General features: G+C 47.8%; 11 protein-coding genes. 7 read left to right on the forward strand and 4 right to left on the reverse strand.

What is annotated here, in order from left to right; translation table 11 throughout:
* Positions 1–174 precede the first annotated feature (174 nt).
* Positions 175–1,029, forward strand: coding sequence for a DMT family transporter (locus AB8599_RS16770; protein ID WP_407334046.1), 855 nt, complete (start codon positions 175–177; stop codon positions 1,027–1,029).
* Positions 1,030–1,071: 42 nt separating this feature from the next.
* Here the strand turns inward: AB8599_RS16770 and AB8599_RS16775 are convergent, their stop codons facing one another.
* From AB8599_RS16775 to AB8599_RS16785, 3 genes are all read right to left on the reverse strand, one after another.
* Positions 1,072–1,680 carry a DNA-J related domain-containing protein gene (locus AB8599_RS16775; protein WP_407334047.1) on the reverse strand — a complete coding sequence of 203 codons (609 nt, stop codon included), beginning with the start codon at positions 1,678–1,680 and terminating at the stop codon, positions 1,072–1,074.
* Between the two features lie 416 nt (positions 1,681–2,096).
* On the reverse strand, positions 2,097–3,215 hold the full coding sequence (gene gcvT / locus AB8599_RS16780) for a glycine cleavage system aminomethyltransferase GcvT (RefSeq protein WP_407334048.1): 1,119 nt from the start codon (positions 3,213–3,215) through the stop codon (positions 2,097–2,099).
* A 121-nt stretch (positions 3,216–3,336) separates the two neighbouring features.
* Positions 3,337–3,969: a helix-turn-helix domain-containing protein gene (locus AB8599_RS16785; RefSeq protein ID WP_407334049.1), complete on the reverse strand. Its 633-nt coding sequence runs from the start codon at positions 3,967–3,969 to the stop codon at positions 3,337–3,339.
* A 645-nt stretch (positions 3,970–4,614) separates the two neighbouring features.
* Between AB8599_RS16785 and AB8599_RS16790 the strand changes: the two genes are divergently transcribed.
* From AB8599_RS16790 to AB8599_RS16815, 6 genes are all read left to right on the forward strand, one after another.
* Positions 4,615–6,015, forward strand: a complete 1,401-nt coding sequence (locus AB8599_RS16790; RefSeq protein ID WP_407334050.1) for an L-serine ammonia-lyase — start codon at positions 4,615–4,617, stop codon at positions 6,013–6,015.
* A gap of 150 nt (positions 6,016–6,165) precedes the next feature.
* Complete coding sequence (gene gcvH / locus AB8599_RS16795; protein ID WP_407334051.1) at positions 6,166–6,543, forward strand: glycine cleavage system protein GcvH; 378 nt, start codon at positions 6,166–6,168, stop codon at positions 6,541–6,543.
* A 15-nt stretch (positions 6,544–6,558) separates the two neighbouring features.
* Positions 6,559–9,423, forward strand: a complete 2,865-nt coding sequence (gene gcvP / locus AB8599_RS16800; RefSeq protein ID WP_407334052.1) for an aminomethyl-transferring glycine dehydrogenase — start codon at positions 6,559–6,561, stop codon at positions 9,421–9,423.
* Positions 9,424–9,782: 359 nt separating this feature from the next.
* Positions 9,783–12,251, forward strand: a complete 2,469-nt coding sequence (locus AB8599_RS16805; RefSeq protein ID WP_407334053.1) for a hypothetical protein — start codon at positions 9,783–9,785, stop codon at positions 12,249–12,251.
* Between the two features lie 228 nt (positions 12,252–12,479).
* Positions 12,480–12,884, forward strand: coding sequence for a DUF4332 domain-containing protein (locus AB8599_RS16810; RefSeq protein WP_407334054.1), 405 nt, complete (start codon positions 12,480–12,482; stop codon positions 12,882–12,884).
* A 180-nt stretch (positions 12,885–13,064) separates the two neighbouring features.
* Complete coding sequence (locus AB8599_RS16815; RefSeq protein WP_407334055.1) at positions 13,065–14,795, forward strand: methyl-accepting chemotaxis protein; 1,731 nt, start codon at positions 13,065–13,067, stop codon at positions 14,793–14,795.
* A 229-nt stretch (positions 14,796–15,024) separates the two neighbouring features.
* Here AB8599_RS16815 and AB8599_RS16820 read toward each other — a convergent pair whose 3' ends face one another.
* Positions 15,025–15,666 carry a class II aldolase/adducin family protein gene (locus AB8599_RS16820; protein ID WP_407334056.1) on the reverse strand — a complete coding sequence of 214 codons (642 nt, stop codon included), beginning with the start codon at positions 15,664–15,666 and terminating at the stop codon, positions 15,025–15,027.
* Positions 15,667–15,720 lie beyond the last annotated feature (54 nt).

Below are 15,720 nucleotides of genomic sequence, written 5' to 3' on the forward strand. Positions count from 1 at the left end.
AGCCTGTTTGCACTTAGCTCTGAATCACGTCATAAATGGGCAATTGTTGAGCCACTTATTGGTAAGAGTGGTGGATAAACTCAGCGTTTTCGTATCTCGCATTAGCGCGTTAGATAAAGCAAGAAGTTGCATGGAGAGCTTAAATTGACGCCAATTTACAAAGGAACAATGGCCATGTTGGTCGGCATTTCCATACTGAGCGTCGACAGCTTGTTGATTAGATTGGTTGAAGCATCGGGTTGGACGTTACTTTTTTGGCGAGGACTCATCTCTGCCATCGTCATTTCAATATTCGTTCTTGTTACTAGACCCAGAGCCACGCTTGCCGTGCTGAAAAAGCCACCTAAGAATTTACTGATTGGGTCTTTGGCTTTTTCGTTTTCGACCATCTGCTTTGTTTTATCAATTGAACACACACAGGTAGCCAGCACGCTTATCATCATCAATGTCAGTCCTTTGATCTGTGCAGCCTTGGCATTTGTGTTCTTAAAAGAAAAAATCGACACGAGAACCCTACTGGCGATCATCGCTGCCACGCTGGGGATCGTATTTGTTTTTTACGGTAAGACAATGCCGAATGCGTCGTTTGGCAACATGATGGCGCTGATCACTGCATTTATGTTGGCCACCTATTTTGTGGTGCTGCGAGAAAGCAAAAGTGCAAACGCCCCACTTTTTCTGATCTTTGGCGGTTTTTGCACAGCCACGATTGCATTCATCGCCGGCGCTGAGCCTTTTTCTCTGACACAGCAAGAGTGGGTGTACATTTTTATATTGTGCGCGGGTGTTGTGCCGGTTTCTTTTATTTTGATATCAATTGGCCCCAAATACCTTCCTGCCGCACATGCCAATTTGTTCATGTTGCTTGAGGCGATTCTTGGACCAATTTTTGTGTGGATGGTGTTAGGAGAAGTGCCTAGTGAAAATGTATTCATCGGAGGTGGAATCATCATGCTGACGCTGGTGCTGTTTACCCTATCAGCCGCAAACAGCCGAAGAGTAAGCAGTAAAAAACCCAGCGCCCTGTGAACACAACAATGCACTGGGTTCTAATTTTTGTTTGCACCACTTCTATAAGCGCAGGCTTTGCCATGCTTCGCACATAGTGCGAAATGTCGCGGCATCGCCTTCTGGGCGATCAGGGTGCCACTTCAACGCCATCTTGCGCCACTGGCGACGGATTTCTAAGTTGGACGCCGTGTCCGATAATCCTAACGCTTTGAGCGCATTGCGACGCTCAACGGTGGTTTCGCTGCAATGCCCTACATGCTGCTGATATTTTTTCCAGAATGACTTGAGTAGCTCTCTTACGTCTTCTGTTTGCGCATCATAGTTTTTCCAATCCATGTAGTATTCTCGCAATGGGTCATCACGGTTCACTTCATGTTGAACAAACCCTGATCCCGCTCCGCGCCACATCAGTCGAATATCCATGGATTCGACTTGAAGCCATTGGTTGGGAAGCAACGTCTCTTGTAACTGGTAGAGGGCGTTCATGATGAGAAAATTACGCTTGAACAGATCCAATTGGGGGTCATCATCCAAATGGTCCATGATGGTATTTTTCTGCAACTCCGCCATTAGGTAGTGCACTTTCCAGCTTTCATTTGACGCTTCAAGAACACTAAGTATTGGCCAGATCAGAGGGTTATCAATCTCATCCCGTTGTTCTGCAAGCATACTGCTATTTCTCCTTCGCCCTAATGTCGTACTTATAAGACATTAATCTAAAATCACGTGAGTCGCCGACAAAATTGCGTTCTTCTGCAACGAGTCACAACTTCCTGTCTTCTTTCGTCTGGTGTTACCGCCACCTATTGATAAAAGACTCAGATAAATAGACTGCATACTCAGTGCCAACTTCGAGATGAACTGTTAAATTTTATGACAGGTATTATTTGGCAGAATTTTCGGTAAACGCAGGGCACTGAGAAGTAAAAGAAAATGAAAATGAAAAAGGCCAGAGTGACACTCTGACCTTTGAGACCTTGGGCTATTGTGTTGTTTGATCAATGCTAGGACATTGAAACAAAGCGGCAAAAAACCGTCGCATCCATGTCAAAGGAAAATCAGTATTTTGTTCCGAGACTTAGCTGTTAACCACGGTAATAACGCTGTGGCACAAACGGCATTTTCTCAACCGTCATCGGCAATTTCTTACCACGAACTTCAGCAAACACTTCGGTGCCGATGACAGCACTTGGTGTTGCTACATAGCCCATCGCCACAGGTTGGCCTTTGGTTGGCCCAAATGTGCCGCTGGTCACGATACCAATTTCATTGTCATCCGCATCAAACAGTTTTGCGCCTTCGCGAACAGGTGCCTTGCTTGAACCAACGAGACCAACACGCTTGCGCGAAACTTCTTTGGTCGCGATTTGATCAAGAATGATGTCAGCACCAGGGAAGCCACCCGCGCGCTCGCCGTCAGCGCGACGTGGTTTGCTAATCGCCCAAAGCAAGCTGGCTTCAACCGGTGTGGTGGTGGTGTCAATATCATGCCCATACAGGCACAAACCGCACTCAAGACGCAGCGAATCACGTGCGCCAAGACCAATCCACTCGACTTCTTCGTTTGCGAGCAAAGAACGCGCAAATGCATCTGCTTGATCAGCAGGCACTGAAATTTCATAGCCATCTTCACCGGTGTAGCCTGAGCGACTGACCACGCATTCAATGCCGCCAAGATCCATGATCGCCGCGTCCATAAACACCATGTCTGCCACAACTGGGTTCAAGCGAGCGAGTACCTCTGCCGCTTTCGGCCCTTGCAGTGCCAAGAGGGCGCGATCTTCAATCACTTCTAGTGTTACATCCGCAGGCAAGTTAGCCCGTAGATGTGCAATGTCTTGTTCTTTACACGCTGCATTCACGACCACAAACAGGTGATCGCCAAAGTTGGTGACCATCAGATCATCCATCAAGCCGCCTTGTTCATTAGTAAACAAGGCATAACGTTGCTTGCCGGCAGGCAAATCAATGATGTCGACTGGCACTAATGCTTCGAGCGCCTTTGCTGCATCGTCACCATGAAGGCGAAGCTGACCCATGTGCGACACATCAAACAGACCCGCGTTATCGCGACAGTGAATGTGTTCTTTTCGTACACCTAGCGCGTACTGAACGGGCATTTCGTAACCCGCGAATGGCACCATTTTTCCACCCATTTCAATGTGCAAATCGTGTAGCGGGGTTTTCAAAAGATCCTGAGACATGTTTCACTCCATGATCACGGCTTCAGCCGACGTTCTCGCATTTCCGCTCTATCTGTAAGCTCAAGGTGTAAGCAAGCTAGAGATATCAGCGGGCTAAAATATGTATGCGTCTGACACACTATCAGGACGCGGTTACCCATAGAATCAGGGCATCTTCTTCACTAACCGAGGCCAGCATGTGACCCATCGCGGCGTCGTAATACACGCTATCGCCCTCGTTTAGCTCAATCGCTTCATAAAATTCTGAAAAGAAGGCAATCGTGCCTTCTAGTACCAGCAAAAACTCTTCGCCATCGTGACGGATCCACTCGTCGTACTCTTCAAATGTACGAGCACGAACCCGAGATTTGAATGGAAACATCTTCTTGTTGGTTAGCTGCGCCGCCAACAATTCGTGCTCATAAGTCCCTGTTGGACGCATTTTGCCTTCGCCAACTCGCGTGACATCGCGGCGCCCCATGCCTTTGCGCTGCTTGGGTGGCGCAAAAAGCTGCGGAATATCGATTTTTAGTCCCGCCGCCAGTTTCTGCATAGCTTGAAATGTTGGCGAGATTTGCTCATTCTCGATTTTGGATAATGTCGAGCGCGCCAAGCCCGTTAGCTTGCTCGCTTCTTCTAACGTCAGGCCACTGTTGGTGCGAATTTCTTTCAGTCGCTCACCCAGCTTTAGCGGCGCTATGTGCGCATCTGCTTGCCCACTGGCTCTTTCAATGGCTACTGACGGATACACATCCTGTGCATCTGAATCTGTCATTTATCGTCCCTCACCTTGCCGATCCATACACCGCGCCTAGCTGGCGAATTTTTTGAGCCGCCATTTTTACACGAGAATCCGTTTATCCAACACGGTCAAGTTAACATTTTTAACAAAAAGTTTCTTATAGGAAACTTACGTATTTACCTTAGCGCGCTCAAGTAAGATGTCTAGTACGAATTATCTTCACCGAATAGTCCGCTATTTCACCCACAAAACAGCCACCTTAAGCAAGTCAAACTTAACTCATTGTTAATAAACACTATTAATTATTTTCAAGTAATTGTTAATTGCAATTTTTCCAGCAAAAGAGTAAAAAGGCAAACGATTGCGCAAGATGGGCTGTCTGAAGTCATTGTTGAGGTGGAGGAATGTCAGAACTGCCTATGAGATCACACTGAGAGTTTCCTATAGGAAATTTTGTTTTGCAGGACGCAAATTCGAGTTGTATGTTACGCAAATGTTGAAGTCGAAATAACCATAAAAAATCAAGGTTGCTCCACCCACGACGACTATAACCAAAGTAGTGATGTGCAATGCACAGGCTGGATAAGCAACCATGAGAACGGGACGACAACACATGACACGGACTATCCATTACCTCGGTATCCGTGATGCATAACCTACAAAGCAAGGATACGTGCGATGAGCCACAGCATGTTTGACCTGTTTAAAATTGGCGTTGGCCCTTCAAGCTCCCACACGGTGGGCCCTATGTTGGCAAGCGCTCGATTCGCTTCTGCTTTACGTGAACTTGAACAACTACACAGTGTGGAAACAGTAAGAGTGGAACTATATGGTTCACTCGCGCTCACAGGCAAAGGTCACGCAACAGATGTAGCTTGCGTGATGGGATTAATGGGCGAATGGCCAGACACCATTAACTCAGACGATATCCCAACCATGGCAGCCATGGTCAAAGGCAGCAAAGAGCTACCGCTAGACGGTCATCGTTTCATTCCATTCGATTGGGATACCGATTTGGTTTTCCATTTCGATCAAGTGCTCCCCGAGCATCCAAACGGTATGACGCTAACGGCTTCTGGCAAAGACGGCGAATCCCTGCTCTCTCGCACCTATTTCTCTGTTGGTGGCGGTTTTGTGGTTGAGAAAGGTGAAACGGATGCACTGGCGTCTGATTTCAAACCACCTTTCCCATTCAGCAGCGCAGTCGAACTGCTGGCGCATTGTGAAAAAGAACAAAAATCGATTGCCCAACTCATGTTCATTAATGAGCTTGCTCGCGCCAAACATAGCGACAAACGCGCCACCATGAAGACCGTTAATGCGCAAATTGATGCCATTTGGCAAGTAATGCTCGCCTGCATTGAACGCGGGATTGAACAAGATGGCGTGTTACCGGGCGGGTTAGAACTCAAGCGACGTGCAAAAAAATTGCATGATTGCATTTTGAAGAAAGACACTGACGGTTTACCTGTCGATACCAACGATTGGGTCAACATGTATGCCATGGCAGTTAACGAAGAAAACGCCGCTGGCGGACGTGTTGTTACCGCGCCAACAAATGGCGCAGCGGGCGTAATTCCGGCTGTACTGGCTTATTACCACAAGTTTGTTGCACCCAACAACATCGATGGTATTCGCACATTTTTAGCGACGGCTGCAGCGATTGGTTCACTGTATAAAACCAATGCGTCGATTTCTGCTGCGGAAGTCGGTTGCCAAGGCGAAATTGGCGTGGCCTGCTCAATGGCCGCCGCCGGACTAGCCGCCGCGATGAATGCGACACCGGAACAAATAGAGAATGCCGCAGAAATCGGCATGGAACACAACCTTGGCCTGACCTGCGACCCGATAAATGGCCTGGTACAGGTGCCGTGTATAGAACGCAACACCATGGGCGCAGTGAAAGCGATTAACGCAACGCGATTAGCGCTCAATGGCGATGGCAGCCACCATGTTTCGCTCGACAGCGTAATCAAAACCATGCATGAAACCGGTTTGGACATGATGAGCAAATACAAAGAAACATCGCAAGGCGGATTAGCGACCAACGCCATCGCGATTAACGTGGTTGCTTGTTAACAAGTGTTGATTATCAACAGCGGATAAAGCAAAGAACTCAACAAAGCACTTATTGGTGTCCAGTGGGAAGACTGGGCATCTAGGAAGCCCAAATTTTCCGTTGTTTGTGCAACGGACAACAATTAACTCGTTTCATACGGAGATGTAAAAATGGATGCAACCCTGAAGTTTTCTGAAAGCCATGAGTGGGTAAAAGACAATGGCGACGGCACGGTAACTGTCGGTATTTCCGATCACGCTCAACAGCTTCTTGGCGATGTCGTTTTTGTTGACCTGCCTGAAGTGGGCAGTGAAGTTGAAGTCGGCGAAGGCTTTTCTCTGGTGGAATCAGTCAAAGCTGCATCTGACATTTACGGCCCAGTAAACGGTGAAGTTGTCGAAGTGAACGAGAATTTGGAAGATAGCCCAGAGTTGGTGAACGAAGAACCGTTTGAAGGCGGTTGGATCGCAAAAATTAAGTTAGCAGATGACAGTAATCTTGATCATTTAATGAATGCTGACGCGTACCAAGAAACCATCGAAGACTAATTCAGGACGAAGGTCATGACAGAATCACGCTTACTTGATCAACTGCAAGCTCACAACGAGTTTGCCACTCGCCACAATGGTCCGCGCGAATCCGATCAGCACGAGATGTTGCAAACGGTTAACGCCACCAGCCTCGATCATTTGATTGAAGAAACAGTGCCTGCTGGTATTCGTTTAGCTCAACCTTTGGAACTTGATGACGCACTGAGCGAAGTCGCGATGCTGCAAAAGCTTAAAGCCATTGCCAGCAAGAACGTCATCAAGCGCAGTTTCATTGGTCAGGGTTACTATGGCACACACACACCAAACCCAATTTTGCGTAACGTACTTGAAAACCCAGGTTGGTACACGGCTTATACCCCGTACCAGCCTGAAATTTCTCAAGGCCGCCTTGAATCCTTGCTGAACTTCCAGCAAATGGTGATGGATTTGACCGGCATGGATCTGGCGAACGCATCACTGCTTGATGAAGCGACCGCGGCGGCAGAAGCCATGACCTTGTGTCAACGTGGCGGTAAGAGCAAAAGCAACGCCTTCTTTGTAGCAGATAATGTTCACCCGCAAACACTGGACGTGATCAAAACTCGCGCACAGTTCATGGGCTTTGATGTCATTGTTGGTGCTGAAGACACGCTCCCAACGCATGATGTTTTCGGTGCCTTGTTGCAATACCCAGGCACGACCGGCCAGGTACGTGACCTCACTGACCTGATTGCTGCTGCACAGGCGAATAAAACGCTAGTCAGCGTTGCGACCGATCTGCTGTCGCTTACCCTGCTAAAAGCACCGGGCGAAATGGGCGCAGATGTCGTGATTGGTTCCGCGCAACGCTTCGGCGTGCCAATGGGCTTTGGCGGTCCACACGCGGCCTTTATGGCAACGCGTGACAAACTCAAGCGCACCATGCCGGGTCGCGTCATTGGTGTGTCTATCGACACCAAAGGCAACCAAGCACTGCGCATGGCCATGCAAACACGCGAGCAACATATTCGCCGCGAGAAAGCAACGTCAAACATATGTACTGCACAGGCGCTACTGGCCAACATGGCGGCGTTCTATGCGGTTTATCATGGCCCACACGGCTTGAAGAAAATCGCTCGTCGCGTTCATCACCTGACCGCGTTGGCTGCCGCTGCGTTTAACCACGCAGGCGTTACCCTTGCCTACCATGATTTCTTCGACACCATTACTCTGAACACAGGCGCAGACACTGATGCACTGTTCCAGAAAGCAGAAGATGCAGGCTTCAACCTGCGTAAGCTGGATGGTCAACTGGGTGTAAGCTTCGATGAAACGACGACTCTAGACGAAGTGAATTCGCTGATCGCTGCCATGACGGGCGGATCAGACGTGGCACAGTTTGCCTCTTCTGTTGAAGCTGACGAGTTCGCTGCCATTCCGCAATCTTGCCGTCGTACCAGCAATTACCTGACTCACCCTGTGTTTAATACACATCAGAGTGAAACTCAGCTGATGCGCTATATGAAGAAGCTAGAAAACAAAGATTTCTCGCTGACGCACGGCATGATCCCGCTTGGCAGCTGCACCATGAAGCTCAACGCTGCTGCGGAGATGATCCCTGTTACTTGGCCAGAATTTGGCGCATTGCACCCGTTTGTTCCTGCTAATCAAGCATTGGGTTATGCCGAATTGGCGGATTCACTCAGCAAAATGCTGTGTGAAATCACCGGCTACGATGCCATGTCTTTGCAGCCTAACTCCGGCGCACAGGGCGAATACGCTGGCTTGGTCGCTATTCAGCGCTACCATGAAAGCCGTGGTGATGCGCACCGCAATGTGTGTCTGATCCCAAGTTCCGCACACGGCACAAACCCTGCGTCAGCGGCCATGGTTTCTATGAAAGTTGTTGTTGTCGGCTGTGATGAAAATGGCAACATCGATGTGAACGATCTGAAAGCGAAGATCGAAAAACACCGCGATGAACTGTCATGCATCATGATCACCTACCCATCGACACACGGCGTCTATGAAGAAGCAGTGCAAGAAGTATGTGAATTGGTTCATGAAGCCGGCGGTCAAGTGTACCTTGATGGCGCGAACATGAACGCACAGGTTGGTTTGACAACTCCGGGCTTTATTGGCTCAGACGTGTCGCATCTTAACCTACACAAAACCTTCTGTATTCCACACGGTGGTGGCGGCCCAGGTATGGGTCCAATCGGTGTGAAATCGCACCTTGCACCATTCTTACCAGGCCATGTTGAAGACGGCTCGCAGTTCGCGGTTTCTGCTGCGCAGTTGGGCAGCGCGTCTATCTTGCCAATCTCTTGGGCATACATCGCCATGATGGGTGAGCAAGGCCTAACAGAAGCCACCAAGATCGCCATCTTGAGCGCAAACTATGTGATGGAGCGCTTGCGCCCTTACTACCCAGTATTGTACCGCGGTACACACGGGCGTATTGCGCATGAGTGCATCATTGATATTCGCCCACTCAAAGATGCATCCGGCATCAGTGAAGAAGACATTGCGAAACGCCTGATGGACTTTGGTTTCCACGCGCCGACTATGTCATTCCCTGTTGCTGGCACACTGATGATTGAACCAACAGAAAGTGAAGACAAAGCCGAACTGGATCGTTTCTGCGATGCGATGATCGCTATCCGTGAAGAAATCGCCAAGGTTCAAGACGGTGAATGGCCACTGGAGAACAACCCATTGGTGAATGCGCCGCACACCCAAGCTGATCTGATGGCAGAAGAGTGGGATCGCCCATACAGCCGCGAGCAAGCCTGCTTCCCTAGCGTGCAAGCGAAGAGCGCCAAATACTGGCCAACGGTAAACCGTGTCGATAACGTCTACGGTGACCGTAACCTGATTTGTTCCTGCCCCAGCATTGAAAGCTACATGGAAGAGTGATCATGCGCCTTTAACCTCGCACATTTGAACAATAAAAAGGGCTATCCAATGTGATGGCCCTTCTTTTTGATATCAAGACCCATTGCTGTCCAGTTAAACCCCATTTTTGACCAGAAAGTTTTTGTGTCAAAAATTTTGCCACTTCCCTTCTTTTTGCATCCTGCTTTATCACCCCCTCAGATTTCAACATTAAAAATCACTAAAAACCGATATAAAACAGAACATTAAATTCCATTTTCATAATGATAAATGCCTACAATAAATCCTCATTTTGACACGCATATTGCATTATTTGTACATCCTGAAAATCACTTCTAGGCTCGGGTCATAAGTCATTTAAAAGAGTGCCCGGAGTTATTATGTCAAAGCGTAAATTGGACGTGACAGAGGTGGAAGGAAACGTATTTGTCATTTCATCATCTGGCAAGCAGGAAGTATTGAAAGTAGGCGACGGACTTAAGCACGGAGACATCATCGTCAGCCAACACAGCGAGTCTGCATCTGTAGAAACAAAAGATGAAGTTATTGCAGTCAACAATGACATCTTGCTGATAGGCAAAGACGAAGACACGACAGTCGTCTTGCCGGACAATACACCAGCCAAAGTGATTGAAATTGTCAGTGCGCAGAATCAACCCGTTGAAGCCAACTCGATGACGGATTTTTCCGGCTTCAATGGTGAAGACGGTTCGTTACTGAAAAGCTTGTTTGATGCTGCAAAAGACCTAAATCCTGAGATCAATCTCACGCCGCCACAGTTCTATGGTGTGCTGTCAGCAAGATATAGCGCGTACATTGCTGCGCAATTAGGTAACCAAGACAATAGCGAACAAAACGACAACACAGACGCGCAAGATGAGAACAATGGAAAAGGGAAAGGTAAAGACGATGATGGAGATCGTCCAGATTCCGTGATTGTCGGTACACCGCAAGATGACGTCCTAAATGGCACGTCGGAAGACGATATTATTTTCGCCAAACAAAATGACGATATCGCTCACGGCCTAGAAGGCGACGACAAACTCTACGGCTCACAAGGTAACGACACCTTGTACGGTGACGAAGGCAAAGACACGCTCTATGGCAGTGAAGGCACCGATACGCTTTATGGTGGCGACGATGATGACATCCTTTATGGCGGTAACGCGAAAGATGGCCTAGAAGGCGGCAAAGGAGATGACACCCTCTTCGGCGGCAAAGGCAAAGACATCATGAGCGGCGGTGACGACAATGACACGCTTTATGGTGACGTCGGCAACGACATCCTTAATGGCGACGCCGGAGACGACAGGCTTTATGGCGGCAAAGGCAACGATGTTCAATTCGGCGGCGATGGCGACGATAAGCTTTGGGGCGACGTGGGTACCGACACCCTGTCTGGCGGCGACGGCCAAGACTTGATCTATGGCGGTGTTGGTAACGATGTTGTTAAAGGTGGCGACGGTGACGACACCCTTTATGGTAGTGATGGCAATGACGTCGTATTTGGCGACAACGGTAAAGACAAGCTTTACGGCGGTAGCGGCAATGACACATTAGACGGCGGAGATGACGATGATCGCCTGAATGGCGGCAGCGGCGATGACTTACTGTTCGGTGGCAAAGGTAATGATAACCTTTCTGGCAGCAGCGGCAGCGATACTGTGTATGGTGGTGAAGGTACAAATACCCTTACGCTCGGCAGCGGTAACAATGTGGTAGTTTATGACGGTAAAGGTAATGACACTGTGACCGATTTCAGTGTCCGCGATGACAAAATCGTGGTGCCTAAAGCCTTGGGGCTTCTTTCGTTCGAATTTCTTGATTTATCACAAGATGGTGACGACACCTTACTGTCGGTTGGCGATAATGTACTTCGTCTAGAAAACATCGCGTTCTCAACGCTTAGCGATGACAATTTTGAATTTGCATCAGACAATGAGTTCGCGTCTTTCATCTCAACCCCTGCCCCCTCTTTTGATGAGGTGGCCGTCGTGAACAACAGCCAAGGCAACTTCCTTGCGACAGGGAATTTGATAGAGAGTGAACAAGCCGTTGGTCAGTGGCATCTTGCTTCAATCACTCTTGATGGGGCGGTTTATGATGTGACCAATGGGACGGTGGTCGTCGAAACGGCACGTGGTGAACTTACCATTTACGGCAGTGATGATGAAAACCATGATGAAGGCAGCTACAGCTATCGATTGACCTCGGAAGCCACCACAGACGAGATGTTAGAGCAGTTTTCGTTCACTCTCGCTAACGAGTTTGGCGATACAATTGAAAGCACGTTTGATATCCGTTCCGGCGGCAATGCAGACGCAGAACTGCATGATCTTGTCGATGACAACGTCATCGACGGTCTTTCAGGTGATAACGTCCTCGTTGGCGACGATAACGTGAATACAATACGAGGCTTTGGTGGGGACGATTATATCGACGGTGGTTTAGGCAATGATCTCATCACTGGCGGTGCGGGCTCTGATGACATGTTTGGCGGTGAAGGTTCCGACACATTCATTTTCTTGCAAAACGATGTCGGCCAAAACACCATCGATACGATCATGGATTATTCAGTGACCGATGACATCATCGATCTGAGTGATATTCTCGACAACGTCGAAAACGAAGATATCGGTCAGTACCTTGTGTCACTTGAAAACAATGCCGACAATGAAGCTGTCTTGTCTATTGCGTCAAATGGCACAGACGTTGATCAGCAAATCGAATTTGCCGGTCTGTCTGTTTCCGATTTGGCAGAAGGCATTGGCATGGCTTCTTCTTCGTTCGGACAGGACGTTATCACAAACCTTTTGGAAGACAACAAAATCCTCTCCGCTGAATTCTAGTATTTACCCAATTCAGCAAATGCTCAAAGGCCTGCCGTCGCAGGCCTTTTGTTGTCATCATCGCTCAAAATCATCGAAATACAAGAAAAAGGACAGTTGTCAGCCGTGTGTCCTTGGTACTCTTTTTCTGCTAATACAGCACCGTTTGTTTCAGCGTCGGCGCTTTCTCTTTTTTCACTGACCCCGCTGTACAGACTTCATCGCTCTATTGTTAAGGAGACAGGGCAAATGACTAAGCTTGTTGATATTGAAGGAATTGGTGGCACATATGCTGAGAAGCTAGAAGCTATCGGCGTCACCACTATTGAGCAACTACTGGAAAAAGGCGCTCAGCCTTCAGGCCGTAAATCTCTCGCAGAAGATAGCGGCATCAGTGGCAAACTTATCCTGAAATGGATAAACCGCGCTGACCTTGCACGTATCAAAGGGATCAGTACCCAATATGCTGATCTATTAGAATGTGCGGGTGTAGACACAGTGCCTGAGTTGGCACAACGAAACGCTGCTAATCTCACGGCAAAAATGGCAGAAGTTAACGAGGAAAAAAACCTGGTTAGACAACTTCCTGGAGAAAGCAAAGTGGAAGATTGGATCGCACAAGCTAAAGATCTGCCTCGCGCTATTCACTACTAAATGACATTAATATCAGCATATTAGCTGATACTTCTATAAAAGAGAGCGAAATGTGATTTTTTTCTCTCTTTTTTTTACACATCAGAATCTTGTTAATTAGCCATATGATCCTACTTTTAAACAAGGCACATTTAGCCTTAGAAGTGGCGCTTTGCGCTTTCCTTGTGAAGGATCATGTAAATGAAAACCAAAACAATTATGTCTCTGGTGTTTGGGCTGATATCTATTCTCGCTCTTGGCACCATTCTGTTATCTGCCACCATTTTGAATTCCGCAGGCAAACTAAAAGGCACCTCCGAAGTTCGTTACAGTTCTTATCAGGTTGCAGACGAACTGCGCCAAAGTTCTGATGATTTAACCCGACTTGCACGAACCTACGCGCTAACTGGCGATGCGGGATACGAAAAGATGTATCTCGATATTCTGGCGATAAGAAACGGAGAAAAACCGTTGCCAGAGAAATATCACCAAATCTATTGGGATCTGGTTTTGGAATATGGGCAAAAACCCAAGCCGGATGGCCAGACAATTTCCATTCAAAAACGCATGGAAGATCTGGGCTTTTCAGCCAAAGAGTTCCAGTTGCTCAAAGAGGCACAAGGCAACTCTGACGCACTGGTCGCTTTGGAAGTCAAAGCAATGAATGCGGTCAAAGGCATCTATCAAGATAGCGCCACAGGTAAATACACGGTAAAAGGCGAACCCAATTTCGCCCTTGCTGCAGAACTACTCCACAGCAAAGCTTATCACTCAGAAAAAGCCAAAATCATGTCACCGATTGACGGTTTTTTCTCAGAGTTAGAAACACGGACCTTGGGCTACTTCGAACGTGATTTTAATGCATTGAACACCAGCGTGATTGTCACCATGATATTAATGGCCTCCATGCTCGCCGCCTCTCTGATTGGCTTTGTCATGGTGAGTAAAACAGTCTCAACGCCGGTATCGAAGCTTAGTGAACAGTTAACCGCCATTCAAAATAGTGGCGATGTGACAAAGCAGATTTCACAACTCGGTAAAGGTGAAGTGGCAGCAATTGGTGCGCAGATCAACGCACTGCTCCAAAGCCTTGCCGAATCGAAGCGTGGACAAGAGAAAGTGTCTCAAGAGGTATCGTCACTTGCACAAAACACCAGCAGCACAGTTCAAAACAGCCGAACGAGTGCTGAGGCACTGAAGCGCGAAACCCATTCTGTCGTGGTCGCGGTGGAGGAAATGTCAGTGGCACTTTCTCGTGTTGCTGAAGTCACCCAAGACGCAGAAAATAAAGCATCTACCAATGACGCGAATGTGATTGAAGGTGAAAACGCCATGAATTCAGCACTGAGTTCAATGACCACGCTACAGAGTGAGTTTACTAAATCTCAGTCGGCCATGAGCGGCTTGATCAATGAAAGCACCCAAGTATCGGGTGTGCTAGACGTGATCAAATCCATTGCAGAACAAACCAACTTACTCGCGTTAAACGCAGCCATTGAGGCGGCACGAGCTGGTGAGCAAGGGCGCGGATTTGCCGTTGTTGCAGATGAAGTGCGTTCCTTGGCACAACGTACACAAGATTCAACCAACGAAATCGAAGAGATTATCGCTAGCTTACAAACAAAAACGAACGCGATGGGCGATTCAATTTCTCAGGCCGCCACCTTAATGGAAGATTCGCACAACAACATTAAAGCCATCGGCGATGTATTCCACCATATTAAAGAGAGCACGAATCAAATCTTTACGCTCAACTCTGAAATTACCTCTTCGACGGAAGAGCAATCAAAAGTCGCTAATGAAATTAATCTCAGTCTATCTCAAATCAGTTCACTCACCGACACCGTGGTTAACGGTATTTCATCGGTCGAAGGCTCGATGATGTCACTCAATGAAAGCGCTCGACAGCTTGGGAACACCAAAGCTGGCTAATGTTGATAACGGACAAATATTGATAATGGACAGGCAAGCAAGACTAAAAAGGAGAGCCCGGCTCTCCTTTTTTACTTGTACTAACGAAATAAAGTGTATACCCAAGCAAGCTTAAGATGTTTGTTCAGCATCATGAGCTTGCATGGGTATATTGCCTCAAAACTCAAAGCCCCAGCTAATTAACTGGGGCTTTGTTACCATTCAGTCGCCAACGCAATTTCCAGTATTTTCAATGTGCGAATACCGCTTTAATCTCGGCAATTTCTTCATTACTGAGGTATTGAAAATTTTCATTGGGATATTGCAATCTTAGCGCTGCGGTTTCCTCTAACTCTTCAAAGTTATACATCGCGTCTTTTAAGTTTTTGCCCATCACTACCAATCCAAGATTTGCAGTCAATACCGCATGATACTGCCTGGCTTTTTCTGCCAACATATAAAACTCATGGCTGGCGCTATTGCCATCAATCACGGAGACCCTAGGCAGTATGGGTGTTCGCATTGCAACGAATGGCGCAAGTGCTGGCAAAACGTTTTCCGGATTAAGGCTGGCGTTATCAGCCAATTCAGAAATATGCTTAGAACGCATGGAAACAATGGCGCGATGCTTTGGATTGGCGCGATAGATGGCCAAATGACACTCAACATCCCATTGCGGCCTGTCACCGGATATGAGCTGACCTTCCAAAGACACCAATGAAAGCAACTGTGGTTGTAACTTTCCATGGCTCAAACCGTTTGGCGTTACCAAAACTGTGTCATCACTCGTCAACACAGAGAGATTGCCCCCCTCCTCTACACCCTGTCTGTGTAAAAAAAGTTCGCGGCTGTAATCAACGAGCTGTTTCCGTAGATTACCCTGCTCTAACATGCCTTATCTCCAACCAAATTAATTGCCACTGCCAAAATTAGACTGCTTACACAT

Origin of the sequence: Enterovibrio litoreus, assembly GCF_045679545.1 — a bacterium.
GTDB lineage: Bacteria > Pseudomonadota > Gammaproteobacteria > Enterobacterales > Vibrionaceae > Enterovibrio.

What these genes read in the sequence shown, in the direction of transcription:
- AB8599_RS16820 (WP_407334056.1), bottom strand. Translation starts at nt 15,666, where the DNA reads ATGTTAGAGCAGGGTAATCTACGGAAACAGCTCGTTGATTACAGCCGC.
- gcvH (WP_407334051.1), top strand. Translation starts at nt 6,166, where the DNA reads ATGGATGCAACCCTGAAGTTTTCTGAAAGCCATGAGTGGGTAAAAGAC.
- gcvT (WP_407334048.1), bottom strand. Translation starts at nt 3,215, where the DNA reads ATGTCTCAGGATCTTTTGAAAACCCCGCTACACGATTTGCACATTGAA.
- AB8599_RS16790 (WP_407334050.1), top strand. Translation starts at nt 4,615, where the DNA reads ATGAGCCACAGCATGTTTGACCTGTTTAAAATTGGCGTTGGCCCTTCA.
- AB8599_RS16810 (WP_407334054.1), top strand. Translation starts at nt 12,480, where the DNA reads ATGACTAAGCTTGTTGATATTGAAGGAATTGGTGGCACATATGCTGAG.
- AB8599_RS16815 (WP_407334055.1), top strand. Translation starts at nt 13,065, where the DNA reads ATGAAAACCAAAACAATTATGTCTCTGGTGTTTGGGCTGATATCTATT.
- AB8599_RS16785 (WP_407334049.1), bottom strand. Translation starts at nt 3,969, where the DNA reads ATGACAGATTCAGATGCACAGGATGTGTATCCGTCAGTAGCCATTGAA.
- AB8599_RS16805 (WP_407334053.1), top strand. Translation starts at nt 9,783, where the DNA reads ATGTCAAAGCGTAAATTGGACGTGACAGAGGTGGAAGGAAACGTATTT.
- gcvP (WP_407334052.1), top strand. Translation starts at nt 6,559, where the DNA reads ATGACAGAATCACGCTTACTTGATCAACTGCAAGCTCACAACGAGTTT.
- AB8599_RS16770 (WP_407334046.1), top strand. Translation starts at nt 175, where the DNA reads ATGTTGGTCGGCATTTCCATACTGAGCGTCGACAGCTTGTTGATTAGA.
- AB8599_RS16775 (WP_407334047.1), bottom strand. Translation starts at nt 1,680, where the DNA reads ATGCTTGCAGAACAACGGGATGAGATTGATAACCCTCTGATCTGGCCA.